The organism is Kribbella sp. CWNU-51 (genome assembly GCF_054073265.1).
The window spans coordinates 17,377-29,456 of the sequence record NZ_JBSXMZ010000037.1 but is presented as its reverse complement, the minus strand read 5'-3'; the positions used below and the strand labels follow the sequence as shown (position 1 = coordinate 29,456).

Genomic DNA, 12,080 nt, shown 5'->3' with positions numbered 1-12,080 from the left:
CCGGAGCACTCCTCAGCTCCGGCCCCCACCGCCCACCGACCCGGCTGGGCCTGGCGGTTGACCCTGTATCGCCGCCGCCCAGCCGTTCCAACCACCTCCTGGCCGACACCTCGGGCCAGGCGGGGCCGAGTGTCCTGGGCGGTAGGACACCGGAGGCTCCCGACACCTCACCGGGAGCCTCCCCCTGAGGTGGCCGGCTCTGCTGTGTGACCGCCGCGCCTGGGCGGTCACACAGCGGAGCCCTAAGTCATGCCCCGAGGCGGTGCGGACGCGGCGGGGTCGGGGTGAGCGGGTCGGGTGAGCGGGTTTGGGAGCGGGTGGGGCGGGCTCGGGTGGGAATTGGGGACTTCGGACACCTGATGGGGAGTTGGGACAGGTCATACCTTGTCCGCGGTCACCGGGTGGTGTCCGCGGATCCCAGGTTCGCCGCCATTCTCCGCAGTACGCCGATGGTTGCCAGGTACTCGTCGTCCGAGACTCCGGCTATAACCCGCCTGCGCTGAGCCTGGACCTTCGTGGTCAGCTCCCGGAGCGCCTCCGCGCCGGCCGGGGTGAGCTGGTCGCCGCTCAGCCAGCCGCGCTCGACCAGTGGGTCAGTGACCGCGGCGAGTTCCGCCGCGTCGCCGGTCAGGAACGGGGCCAGTGCGGTCGCGATCGGGTCCGCTCCGGCCGCCGCGTTCAGCGCCTGCCATTGCCGGCGGCTCAGCCCGTCCGCCGCGAGGACCTGCTCGAACGACGCTTCGAGCAGCCGGTCCACCTCTTTCAGCCACCATCCGATAGGCTTGTTGTCATCTGACATATACATGTCAATCAACATATATCTTGGAGAGGCTGTGGCCAAGCCCGATCCCGCGATCGCGGTCGAGTCGGCGATGATCGCGGTCCGCCGGCGGCAGACCCGCCGTACCTTCGCGGTCGAGTCCGGCGGGCCCGATCCGGTCCAGGAGGTTCTCGACGCGATCGAGGCGGCGGCGCCCGATGCCCTCGGGGTGAACGGAGTGGCGGCTGCCCTCGCGGTGGACCAGCCGCGGGCGAGCAAGTTGGTGGCGGCGGCCGTGTCGGCAGGCCTGGTACGACGGGAGGCCGACCAGCGGGACGGGCGTCGTACGAACCTCGTGCTGACCGCCGCGGGCAGGGAGCAACTCGATGTGGTGCACGCCTACCGCCGAGAGCGGTTCGCTGCGGCGATGAACGACTGGACCGCCACCGAGCGCGAGGCCTTCGCGGACCTCCTGACCCGGTTCGTGGCCGGCCTGGACCGCTAGTTTCCCGTAGGGACACTAAATGTCCGCTTCCGGTCCGGTGACCTGGTCCGCGTCGGTGACGTAGACGGCGAAGGGAGCGTCGGGCTGGACCACGGGTGAGCCTTCGACCCAGCCCTCCGCGGTGATCTCGCCTGCGTAGGTCATGCCGAGCCGTTCCATCACCGCCCGAGACGCACGGTTGTGTTGCTCGGTGAACGCGATCACCGCCTGAGCGCCCAAGGTCCCGAACGCGAACTCCAGCCCTGCACGCCCGATCTCGGTGGCCAGGCCGCGCCCCCGCGCCGGCGCGACCAGTGCCCACCCCAGCTCCAGCCGATCGACCGCCCACTCCGGGCCGACCAACTCGGCGATAGCCGCGGCCGTCGGCGCATCGGCCGGTATCCGGGACAGCCCGCCGCGGCCGGCCAGCGCTCCGCCGACGCGCTCGTAGGCGATCCACTTGCTCACGCCGTCTCGTTCCCAAGCGTCCCGGAACCCGGCAGCTCGCCGTGCCGCCTCCTCGGGCGACCAGGACTCGTCGTACCAGTGCGCCACCACCGGGTCCGCGAACAGGCGGACCAGGTCCTCGACATGTCCGGGCGCGACCCCGTTCGGACCGGTGATCGGTTCGAGGCGGAGGCGGTTGGTGAACCTGGTCCGCACCGTGTGTGCCACCAGATCGCGCAATCGCCGGTCGCCGTCCGTCCGGTTCACCATCAGCAGGTCCAGGTCGTCCGGCCCGACCCAGGCCGACGCGTCGTGCTTGCCGGCTTCGAGCCGCGGACGGGTGAGGTCTCCGTCGATGGTGATCAGGTAGTCGAGCTCACGCCGTACGCGTCCCTCGTACTCCCACTCCCAGTCGGCGACGGCCCCCACGATGTCGCGGACCTTCCACCCGGTCTCCTCCTCGACCTCTCGCGCCAGCGCTTCCTCCGGCGTTTCCCCCGCTTCCAGATGCCCGCCGACGATGTCCCAGATCTCCGGATACAACCGCCGCTCCGCCGTACGCCGCTGCACATAAACGCGGTGTTGTTCGTCCCGGATCAGAGCACCCACACAGTCAACCGAACGCATGCCCCCAACCTAGACCGAGGTGCTCAGCGATAGCCGCTGCCGTTGCACATTGTGCAGGTCGTGTAGCCGCCGTTGCAGGCCCAGCAGCTCTTCCATGTCGAGTCGTTGTCCTGGATCGATCCGCGGCCATGGCACGCCCAGCACATCTGTTTGCCATTGGTACACGCAGAGCAGACCTGCTTCGCGGGGCTGGCCGCGAGCCAGTTGGCTGAGGTCGACCCTTGCGGTGGCAGCTGGGCGGCCCGCGGGCGGTTGGCGGCGCGGGCGTTGCGCTTCGCCACGCGGGCGGCGATGCAGTCCGCGTCGGCGGCCGCGACCCCTGGGCGGATCCGGACGTAGTACCACACGGCTACCGGGATGCTCAGCAGGATGAAGTACGTGACAACGGGCAACAGTGCCCAGAGCCACTTCCTTCGTCCGGCCTGCTTCCAGGCATGCCCGTGCAGTCGCAAGACGCTGACGATCATCACAACGGATGCCGCCAGGCCTGCGTACGTGATGAACTCGAGAATCCCCGCTGTGCTCATGTCCCCGCCCCCAGTTCGGAGTATGTGCTTGCCTCAGGCACGTGCACAAGATCAGCAGGAGCAGCACTACCGGCCGCGCTCGGCCGGTTGCGGAGCTGGCTGGTCAGCGACCTGCCAGTGGGCGTTCGGCGACTCTGTTGGGCATGAAGAGGACGGCGACGACGAGGAGTACGGCGGCGACTGCGGCGCCGTAGAACACATCGTGGATCGCGGGAGCGAGCACCTCGCTCGGGAGTTTCTCCAGGTCCTCGTGGCTGTCGCCGAGGCGAGCTGCGACCACACCGTTGGCCACCGCGCCGAAGACCGCGACGCCAACCGCGCTACCGACCGAGCGCGAGAACATGTTGGCGCCCGTCACCACACCGCGCGTCGTCCAGTCCACCGACGACTGGGCAGCCACGACCGACGGCGACGCGGAGAAGCCGAGACCGACGCCGATCACGAAGCAGGCCGCGGCAAGATGCAGGACGGAGCTGCCGGAGTCGACCATCAACAGCAGAGCCGACCCGAGTACGACGATGATCGCGCCGAAGAGCATCGTCGTCCGGAACCCGAGCCGCAGATAGATGCGCCCGGCAAGCGATGCCGCGATCGGCCACCCCAGCGTCATCGCGGCCAACGCGAACCCGGCGACCAGAGCCGACGTACCGAGCACACTCTGGGCGAAGAGCGGGACGTACGTCGACAGGCCGATCATCAGCAGCCCGATCAGCAGAGCGGCCGAGTTGGCCGAGTTGAGCACGCGCTGGCCAAGCACCCACAACGGCAGGATCGGTTCGGCCGCCCGGCGCTCGACCAGGACGAACACGATCAGCAGCACCGCCGCCGCGGCCAGGATCGCGATGCTCGCGCCGGAGCCCCAGGTCCACATCACGCCGCCCTCGAGCAGGCCGAGCAGCAACAGGGAACCGCCGATCGCGAGCAGGACCGCGCCGGCGTAATCGATCTGGTGGCTGGCCTTCCGGGTGACGTTCTCCTGGAAGCGGCGCACCAGCACCCACGCGGCGGCCAGCCCGAGCGGGATGTTCACGAAGAAGATCCAGCGCCAGGAGATGTAGTCCGAGAACACGCCGCCCAGCGTCGGGCCGACGAACGACGCGATCCCCCACACGCTGGCGATGTAGCCCTGCACCTTGGCCCGCTCCGCGACCGTGTAGATGTCGCCGACGATCGTCATCCCGATCGGCTGGATCGCGCCCGCGCCGAGACCCTGGACCAGCCGGAACGCGATCAGCGCCGGCATGCTCCAGGCGAACCCGCACAGCACCGAGCCGAGGATGAACAGCCCGACGCCGAGCAGCATGATCGGCTTGCGGCCGCGCAGGTCGGCGAGCTTGCCGTAGATCGGCACCGACACCGCCTGGGCCAGCAGATAGATCGAGAACAGCCAGGGGAACTGGGTGAACCCGCCGAGGTCGTCGACGACCGACGGTACGGCGGTGGCCAGGATGGTGGCGTCGATCGCGACCAGCCCGACGCTCAGCATCACCGCGAGCAGGATCGGCCCACGCTCCGACCGGAGCCCCACACTCGCCCGGTCGATCCGCTCAGTAGTCATATCAGTGGCCAATGTATGTGATGTGACAACGATTCCCCGAGTCCAGGCCCAGCTGGTGAAACGGTGACCGGACGGCACGCGGAGGTGGGGACTGTGGGCTTACGGGCGGTTACGCTCCGGGGGGTGAGGATCCGGGATGGGATGGTGCGGGCCGTCGTGCTCGTGGTGACCGTGTCACTCACCCTGGTGTTGTTGCCGATCGCGATCAACGTGGGCACCGGCGGGACGGCGCCGAGGTTCCTCGCGCCGTACGCGGGCTGGACCTGGCCGCTGATCGGGCTGCTCTGGCTCGTCGCGATCGTCACCGCACTGTTCGAGTTCCGCAGCCGTCGCCTGCCGACCGTCTCCGGACGCAGCGCGGACCAGCCGCGCAACCGGCCCAACGCCCTCGCCCGCGTCGACCGCTACCTGTCCCAGCGTCACGCCGGCTCGCTCGCCTCCCGCACCCGCATCGCGCTCGCTCTCGACGAACGGCCCGAAGCAGTGCTACGCCCGTACGACCTGTTGGTGCAGCCACTCGACAGCACACCTCGCGAGGTGCCCGACGAGACCGACATCGCTGCCGTGTTCGACGAGCTCCAGGACTCCATGCTGATTCTGGGTGCGCCTGGCGCCGGCAAGACCACTCTGCTGCTCGAGCTCGCCCGGACGCTGTCCGAGCAGGCCCACGCCGACGAGAGCAAGCCGATCCCGGTCGTGGTCGATCTGGCCGGGTGGACCGCGCAGCCATCGCGGAAGGATGACGACGACCCGCTCGACAGCCCGAACCTGGCCGGCTTCGTCCGCTGGCTCCTGTTCGAGCTCAGCACCCGCTACGGCATCCCCGCCGCCGTCGGCCGCACTTGGCTGCGGCGTGGTCGCTTGGCCCTTCTCCTCGACGGTCTGGACGAGATCGCCAAGCCGAACCGTCCCAAGCTTGCACCGGTGCTGGAAGAACTCCGCCGCCGCTATCTGATCGGCAAGCTCGCAGTCACCTGCCGCACACAGGACTACGAGCTCCTCCCCGACCAGCTCAGCCTGTACGGCGCTGTGCACATCAGACCGCTCAACCGGCAACAGGTGCTCGACTACTTCGCCGCCGTCGGGCCGGAGCTGGACGGCGCTCGCACCGCGATCGAGCAGGACGACACACTCTGGGACCTGGTCAACTCACCCCTGATGCTGAACGTCACGATCCTCGCCTACCAGGGCCGAGCCCCGGAGGAGGTCGCCGCGGGCGGCGTCGCAGACCTCCGCCGTGAACTGTTCGACACCTACGTCACCGAGGTCCTCGCCCGCGACCGCTCCACCAGCCGCCAGTACGACTCCAGCACGGCGGTCCGCTCACTGTGGTGCCTCGCCTGGTGGACCCGCAGCCGCGCCGGCGATCGCACCGCCGTACCCCGATGGCTCGTCCCGAACGGCTGGTACGGCCTCTCGCTCCCAGAGGTGGACTACCTCGCCCACGCCGTCTGCCTGCCCGCACTCTTTGCCGGCCTCGCCGCGGGAGCGACGCTCGTGACGCTTGCGCAGTACGGCGTACTCGCGGCGCTGGCCGTAGCCGGGGTCACACTGCTGCTCGTGCACCTGCGCCCACACCCCTGGCAGGCACTCACCACCGACGGACCCAGACCACAGTGGGCGCCACTCCTGACAGCGACGCTCCTCGCGGGTACGGCGACCACCGTCATCCTCACGGTTGCCGCGTTGGGGCTGGTCGAGCTGCTTCCGACATCGGTCGCCCTCGCAATCGAGGCCGCCGCGATCGCAGCGTCGTACGTCGTCGAGCTGATCGTGTTTCACGACAACCGGCGCCGGCTGCTGCTCGCGGTCCGCCTGACGGTCGTCGTCGCGGCCAGTTGGCTGACGCTCGGCCTCGGTGATGCGCCGGGCAGCTTCGCCGCCGGGCTCGCGATCGGCCTGATCGTTGCCCAAGGCATCCGCATGGTGAAGTCGCTCCCGACCGACCATCTGGTCCGCCCGACGACCGGACAGGGCTGGCGGATGGACCCGTGGGTGCTGGGCGGTGCCGCCGCCGGACTCCTGCTGGCCCTGGCCCTCGGTGCGGACCCGGCCTCGCCTCACCTGGAGGCCGTCGCCGGCGTCATCGTCGGAGCCGTCGCCGCGAAGGCCTGGCGCCGCCGGCCACCGGTGTTCGCCGGCCCGTTGTCCCGCCTGCTCCATGACTTCCTGCTCCGCTGGACGGGATATCTCCCCTGGCGCCGTCGCGCGTTCCTCAGGTACGCCGCCGACCGCTATGTGCTCGCCCGCAGCGGCCGCGGCGAGTACTCCTTCATCCATCTGCTCGTCCGCGACCACCTGGCCGAATGCTCACCCGACCAACTGGCCGCCAAGGTCGACCGCCGCATCGCCGAACGCGCCGCCCGCCGTTAGGCCGTGTCCGGCTCGGTGAGGGCGTGACCGATCAGGCTGCTCGTGAGGGCCAGGGCGATCAGCGTGCTGAGGGCGAGGCGTAGGGAGGTGTGCTCGGCGATCGTGCCAAGGACCGGAGTGGCGATGCCACCGATGCTGACGGCCAGGCCGAGCGTCATCCCGCCGGCGGTGCCGACGCGGCTGGGGAGGAAGTCCTGGCCGAGGGTGACGTGCAGCGAGAACGGGATCGACATCGCGATCGCGGTGACGGCGAGGAACCCGAAGAACGCCGGCCCGGGCGCGAGCACCAGACCCGCGAGCGCCGGCACGGCGACGGCGTACGACGTCCGCAGGGTCCGGACCCGCCCGCAGCGGGTGGCGAACCGGCCGCCGAGCAGCGTGCCGAACGCACCGGCCGCGAACAGCACGAACAACGCCACCCCGCCGGTCGTCGTCCCGCCGCCGACCCGCTGACCGGCGTACAGGGCGATGAACGTGCCGAGCCCGACGAACACGATCGATCGGCAGATCATGATCGCCGACAACCGCAGGAACGACGACCAGTCGTCGGCGCCGGGCAGGTTTTGTTTGCTAGAGGCAACTAGGTGGGCGGATCGAAGCGCCAGTTGGGTGACTGCGGCGCCGAAGAGTGCTGGGACTATGAGGAGCGGTGTCAGCGACAGTCCACCGGCCGCGATCAGTGGCGTGACCAGTACCGGCGCCAGCGCGAACCCGACGTTCCCGCCGACCGAGAACCAGCTCATTCCGACATGGCTCCCGCCACTCACCGCCCGCGCCATCCGCGCGGCCTCCGGGTGGTACGCCGCCACCCCGAGCCCGGACAACGCGGCCGCCAGCCAGCTCAGCCAGTACGACGGCCCGACCCCGACCAGCGCGATCCCGAGCCCGGCGGTGGTCATGGCGACCGGGATCAGCCAGGTCAGCGGGCGCCGGTCCGTCAGTACGCCGAACACCGGCTGGACCACCGAGGACAGCAAGGTCGCGGCCAAGGTGATCCCGGACACCGCGACGTACCCGAGCCCGCGCTCGGCGACCAGGAACGGCACGAGCGCCGGGACGCTGCCCTGGTACACATCCACGCAGGCGTGGCCGACCGCCATCAGTCCGATCGGTCGAAGTCTCCGCACACCATCGATCGTCGTGGCCGTGGTGCCTGTCCGGCTTCCGATAAAATGCCAACCTATGCCGGAAACCCGCCAACGTCCCGCGACCACCGGCCACCAGCCGATCCGGGCCGGCGGCGGCATCGAGGCGCACTGGCACGACCGGCATCAGATCGTCTACGCCGGCCGCGGCGTCCTCTCGGTCACCACCGACGCCGGCAGCTGGATCGCCCCGGCCACCCGGGCGATCTGGGTCCCCGGCGGCACCCTCCACCAACACCGCGCGTACGGCGAGACCACGCTGCACACAGTAGGCCTCACCGAGAATCCACTTGGTTTGGACGGACCGTCGGCCTTGGTGGTCAGCCCACTGCTGAGGGAGCTGATCCTGGCCTATACGTCAGGTGATGGCGACCAGGACGAACGGGAGCGGCTGCACGCCGTACTGCTTGATCAGCTGCGGCGATCGCCGCAGCGGCCGACGTATCTACCGGCACCCCACGACCCACGGCTGGCCGCTATCTGCGACCTGTTGCGCGAGGACCCCGCGGACACCAGGACGCTGACCGAACTGGGCCGTGAGGTCGGCGCGAGTGAGCGCACCCTGAGCCGCCTCTGCCGGACCGACCTGGGGATGACGTTCCCGCAGTGGCGCACGCAGTTGCGCCTGCATCACGCTCTCCGGCTCCTGGCCCACGACGAGTCGGTGACCCGCGTGGCGCACCAGTGTGGGTGGGCGTCGACGAGTGCGTTCATCGACACCTTCCGCCGGGCGTTCGGTCACACGCCGGGGTCTCGCAGGGCCTGATCGAGGATGCGGCTCCACTGCCGCACGATCCCCCGACGCCGCGCGCTGTCATCCGTGAGCAGGTCAGCCAGCCCGAGACCGCGCGCCATGTCCAGCACACCCTGCACGGTCTCCCGGACACCAGGCGTCCGTTCGCTCACCTCGAGCACTTCCAGCAAGGCCCGGTGGGCCTGGCGCCCGACGTGCGCCTCCAACCGGACGATCTGCCGCCGCAACGCCTCCTCGGTCGACGCAGCGACCCACAGATGCAGGGCCGCCCGGAAGAGCGGTCCGGTGTAGACCTCCGCGAGCATCCCGACAATCGCCTCGGTCCGGCCGGGCCCGCTGGGTAGTCCACCAGCCTGAGCGCGGATCTCGGCCAGCCGCACCTCGGTCATGTACTCGACCGCCGCCGCGAACAGGTCCGCCCGCGTCGGGAAGTGGTGCTGAGCGGCACCCCGCGACACCCCGGCCCGGGTCGCCACGACACTCACCGTCGTCGCGGCGTACCCGACCTCGGCCAGCGACTCCACGGCCGCCGCGAGCAGCCGCTGCCGGGTCGCCCGGCTGCGGTCCTGCTGGGGTGCTTTGAGGGCCTCACTCACGGGCGGCCTCGCGGGCTCGCAGCTCCCGCCGCAGGATCTTGCCGGACGCGGCCTTAGGCACCGCTTCGATGAACTCCACCTGCCGGACCTTCTTGTACGGCGCCACCCGCTCCGCGACGTACTCCATCACGTCGGCCTCGGTCAGCTCGACCCCCGGCATCCGCACCACGAACGCCTTCGGCACCTCGTTGCCATCGGCATCGACCCCGATCACCGCCGCGTCCGCGATCCGGTCGTCGGTGAGCAGCACCGCCTCGAGCTCGGCCGGCGGCACCTGGTAGCCGTGATACTTGATCAGTTCCTTCACCCGGTCGACGACGTACAGATAGCCGCGCTCGTCCACCCGGCCGATGTCGCCCGTGTGCAGCCAGCCGTCCGGATCGATGGTCGCGTCGGTCTCGGCCTGCCGGCCCAGGTAGCCCTTCATCACCTGCGGCCCGCGGATCCAGATCTCGCCGGTCTGCTCGTCGCCCACATCGTTGCCATCGGCACCGACCAGCCGCATCTCGGTGGACGGGAACAGCTTGCCCACGGCACCGGGCGGCGGGTTCTCGTCGTCCTGCGGTACGGCGTGCGTGCCCGGTGACAACTCGGTCATCCCGTACGCCTGCAGGATCGCGGGCAGCCCGAGCCGCTTCGCGCACGCCTCGGCCAGGTCACCGTCCAGCGGAGCTGCCGCCGATGTCACGTACTTCAGCGCCGACAGGTCCACGCTGTCCACGGCCGGGTGCTTCGCGAGCGCCAGGACGACCGGCGGCGCGACGAACGCCCGGGTGATCTTCTGCTCGTCGAGCGTGGTCAGGAACTGCTGCAGGTCGAACTTCGGCAGGACGACGACCGTCGCGCCGAGCCGGAGCGGCAGGTTCATCAGCACGGACAGCCCGTAGATGTGGAAGAACGGCAGGATCGCGATGATCCGTTCGTCCTCGGCGACCGTGATCATCACCTCGGCCTGCGAGATGTTCGTCGCGATGTTCCGATGCGTCAGCATCACGCCCTTGGCCGCGCCGGTGGTCCCGCTGGAATACGGGAGTACGGCGACGTCCTCGGCCGGATCGATCGTCACGTCCGGCTCGGGTCCCGTGGACGCGACGAGTTCCATCACCGAGCGGTACCCCTCGGCGCTGTCACAGACAAGGATCTCGCCGACGTCGGTGCCCTCGACCGCCTTGGTGGCGATCGGCAGGAACAGCGAGATCGTCACCAGCAGCTTGGCCTTCGAGTCGACCAGTTGCTTGTGCAGCTCGTCCGCGGTGTAGAGCGCGTTGACCGTGGTCACGGTCGCGCCGGCGCGGGTGGCCCCGTAGAAGACGACCGGGTAGAGGATCGTGTTCGGGCTGTAGAGCGCGATCGTGTCGCCGTGCCGGATCCCGAGCTCGGCCAGGCCGGCCGCGACCCGGCGGCTCATCGCGTCCAGCTGGGCGTAGCTGATCTCCTTGCCCGTGACCCCGTCGACCATGGCCGGCCGGTCGCCGTACTCCTGGGCGCGACCCAGGACGGCGTCGTGGATCGGGACGTCGAGCACTTCGACGGGCGGGAATTCACTGGTGATGATCATCGGCGGGATCCTCTCCTTGCCCGGACGGTGAACAGACTGTGCTGGATCTCAGTACGACTTGGGTAGACCCAGCGAGTGCTGGGCGACGAAGTTCAGGATCATTTCCCGGCTGACCGGCGCGATCCGGGTCGCCCGGGCGGCCGCGACCAGCGAGGCGACGCCGTACTCCGTCGTCATGCCGTTGCCGCCGAGCGACTGGACCGCCTGGTCGGTGGCCCGGACCGCCACCTCGCCGGCGGCGTACTTCGCCATGTTCGCGGCCTCGCCGGCCGCCAGGTCGTCGCCCGCGTCGTACAGCGCGGCGGCCTTCTGCATCATCAGCCGGGCCAGCTCGAGCTCGATCTTGATCTGCGCGAGCGGGTGCGCGATGCCTTGGTGGGCGCCGATGGGCGTGTTCCAGACCTGGCGCTCCTTCACGTACGCGGTCGCCTTGCCGAGCGCGTGCCGGGCGATCCCGAGCGCGAACGCGGACGCCATGATCCGCTCCGGGTTGAGCCCGGCGAACAGCTGCATCAGGGCCGCGTCCTCGGAGCCGACCAGCGCCTCGCGCGGCAGGTGTACGTCGTCCAGGAACAAGGCGAACTGCTTGTCCGGGCTGATCACATCCATCTCGATCCGCTGGTACTCGACCCCCGGCGCGTCCAGCGGGACGATGAACAGCGCCGGCTTGAGCTTGCCGGTGCGCGCGTCCTCGGTCCGGCCGACCACGAGCACCGCCTGGGCGACGTCGAGCCCGGAGATGAAGACCTTCCGCCCGGACAGCGACCAGCCGTCCTCCGTACGCCGGGCGGTCGTGGTGATCTGGTGGGAGTTCGAGCCGGCGTCGGGCTCGGTGATCGCGAACGCCATGATCGTCGTACCGTCGGCCAGACCGGGCAGCCAGCGTTGCTTCTGCTCGCCGGTGCCGAATCGGGCGATGACCGTGCCGCAGATCGACGGCGAGACCACCAGCATCAGCAACGGGCAGCCCGCGGCGCCGAGCTCCTCGAGCACGATCGACAGGTCGGCCATGCCACCGCCTCCACCGCCGTACTCCTCGGGCAGGTTCACTCCCAGGTAGCCCAGCTTGCCGGCCTCCAGCCACAGCTCAGTCGTGTGCCCGCCGCTCCGCGCCTGCTGGTTGAACCACGCGTAGCCGTACTTCTTCCCGAGCTCCCGCACTGCCTTGCGGAGCGCTTGGCGTTCTTCGGATTCGATGTAGCTCATCGACGTCCTCGCTTCGCTCCGGGCGCCGATGAGGCACAAGACGCG

General features: G+C 69.7%; 11 protein-coding genes. 3 read left to right on the top strand and 8 right to left on the bottom strand.

Translation table 11 applies throughout. The features are described from left to right. Nucleotides 1-394 precede the first annotated feature (394 nt). On the bottom strand, nucleotides 395-805 hold the full coding sequence (locus ACXC9Q_RS30780) for a MarR family winged helix-turn-helix transcriptional regulator (RefSeq protein ID WP_457060131.1): 411 nt from the start codon (nucleotides 803-805) through the stop codon (nucleotides 395-397). 28 nt (nucleotides 806-833) lie between these two features. On the opposite strand from ACXC9Q_RS30780, the gene ACXC9Q_RS30775 reads away from it, so the two are divergent. Continuing rightward, nucleotides 834-1,265: a MarR family winged helix-turn-helix transcriptional regulator gene (locus ACXC9Q_RS30775; RefSeq protein WP_457060130.1), complete on the top strand. Its 432-nt coding sequence runs from the start codon at nucleotides 834-836 to the stop codon at nucleotides 1,263-1,265. A 15-nt stretch (nucleotides 1,266-1,280) separates the two neighbouring features. On the opposite strand, the gene ACXC9Q_RS30770 is transcribed toward ACXC9Q_RS30775, so the two are convergent. The 3 genes from ACXC9Q_RS30770 to ACXC9Q_RS30760 form a co-directional block, all read right to left on the bottom strand. Beyond that, on the bottom strand, nucleotides 1,281-2,318 hold the full coding sequence (locus tag ACXC9Q_RS30770) for a GNAT family N-acetyltransferase (RefSeq protein WP_457060129.1): 1,038 nt from the start codon (nucleotides 2,316-2,318) through the stop codon (nucleotides 1,281-1,283). Between the two features lie 23 nt (nucleotides 2,319-2,341). Continuing rightward, nucleotides 2,342-2,845, bottom strand: coding sequence for a hypothetical protein (locus ACXC9Q_RS30765; RefSeq protein ID WP_457060128.1), 504 nt, complete (start codon nucleotides 2,843-2,845; stop codon nucleotides 2,342-2,344). Nucleotides 2,846-2,948: 103 nt separating this feature from the next. Continuing rightward, a complete protein-coding gene (locus ACXC9Q_RS30760; RefSeq protein ID WP_457060127.1) occupies nucleotides 2,949-4,403 on the bottom strand; it encodes an MDR family MFS transporter in 1,455 nt (484 codons plus the stop codon). 123 nt (nucleotides 4,404-4,526) lie between these two features. Here ACXC9Q_RS30760 and ACXC9Q_RS30755 point away from each other — a divergent pair, with 123 nt between their 5' ends. Continuing rightward, nucleotides 4,527-6,776, top strand: a complete 2,250-nt coding sequence (locus ACXC9Q_RS30755; protein WP_457060126.1) for an NACHT domain-containing protein — start codon at nucleotides 4,527-4,529, stop codon at nucleotides 6,774-6,776. On the opposite strand, the gene ACXC9Q_RS30750 is transcribed toward ACXC9Q_RS30755, so the two are convergent. Further along, complete coding sequence (locus ACXC9Q_RS30750) at nucleotides 6,773-7,903, bottom strand: MFS transporter (RefSeq protein ID WP_457060125.1); 1,131 nt, start codon at nucleotides 7,901-7,903, stop codon at nucleotides 6,773-6,775. The two genes, ACXC9Q_RS30755 and ACXC9Q_RS30750, sit on opposite strands and share 4 nt — an antisense overlap. 55 nt (nucleotides 7,904-7,958) lie before the next feature. Between ACXC9Q_RS30750 and ACXC9Q_RS30745 the strand changes: the two genes are divergently transcribed. Continuing rightward, nucleotides 7,959-8,687, top strand: a complete 729-nt coding sequence (locus ACXC9Q_RS30745; RefSeq protein ID WP_457060124.1) for an AraC family transcriptional regulator — start codon at nucleotides 7,959-7,961, stop codon at nucleotides 8,685-8,687. On the opposite strand, the gene ACXC9Q_RS30740 is transcribed toward ACXC9Q_RS30745, so the two are convergent. Genes ACXC9Q_RS30740 through ACXC9Q_RS30730 form a run of 3 tightly spaced genes read right to left on the bottom strand, consistent with a single transcriptional unit; the run spans nucleotide 8,660 to nucleotide 12,035 of the window. Beyond that, the gene (locus tag ACXC9Q_RS30740) at nucleotides 8,660-9,271 is read right to left on the bottom strand and encodes a TetR/AcrR family transcriptional regulator (protein ID WP_457060123.1); all 612 of its coding nucleotides are present in this window, start codon (nucleotides 9,269-9,271) and stop codon (nucleotides 8,660-8,662) included. The two genes, ACXC9Q_RS30745 and ACXC9Q_RS30740, sit on opposite strands and share 28 nt — an antisense overlap. Then, a complete protein-coding gene (locus tag ACXC9Q_RS30735; protein WP_457060122.1) occupies nucleotides 9,264-10,829 on the bottom strand; it encodes a 4-coumarate--CoA ligase family protein in 1,566 nt (521 codons plus the stop codon). Before ACXC9Q_RS30735 ends, ACXC9Q_RS30740 begins: the two co-directional genes overlap by 8 nt. A 48-nt stretch (nucleotides 10,830-10,877) precedes the next feature. Next, nucleotides 10,878-12,035, bottom strand: coding sequence for an acyl-CoA dehydrogenase family protein (locus tag ACXC9Q_RS30730; protein WP_457060121.1), 1,158 nt, complete (start codon nucleotides 12,033-12,035; stop codon nucleotides 10,878-10,880). Between the last annotated feature and the right edge of the window lie 45 nt (nucleotides 12,036-12,080).

Bases quoted from the DNA above. Each gene is read 5' to 3' on its own strand.
- ACXC9Q_RS30780 (WP_457060131.1), bottom strand. From the start codon at position 805: ATGTATATGTCAGATGACAACAAGCCTATCGGATGGTGGCTGAAAGAG.
- ACXC9Q_RS30770 (WP_457060129.1), bottom strand. From the start codon at position 2,318: ATGCGTTCGGTTGACTGTGTGGGTGCTCTGATCCGGGACGAACAACAC.
- ACXC9Q_RS30765 (WP_457060128.1), bottom strand. From the start codon at position 2,845: ATGAGCACAGCGGGGATTCTCGAGTTCATCACGTACGCAGGCCTGGCG.
- ACXC9Q_RS30760 (WP_457060127.1), bottom strand. From the start codon at position 4,403: ATGACTACTGAGCGGATCGACCGGGCGAGTGTGGGGCTCCGGTCGGAG.
- ACXC9Q_RS30745 (WP_457060124.1), top strand. From the start codon at position 7,959: ATGCCGGAAACCCGCCAACGTCCCGCGACCACCGGCCACCAGCCGATC.
- ACXC9Q_RS30735 (WP_457060122.1), bottom strand. From the start codon at position 10,829: ATGATCATCACCAGTGAATTCCCGCCCGTCGAAGTGCTCGACGTCCCG.
- ACXC9Q_RS30730 (WP_457060121.1), bottom strand. From the start codon at position 12,035: ATGAGCTACATCGAATCCGAAGAACGCCAAGCGCTCCGCAAGGCAGTG.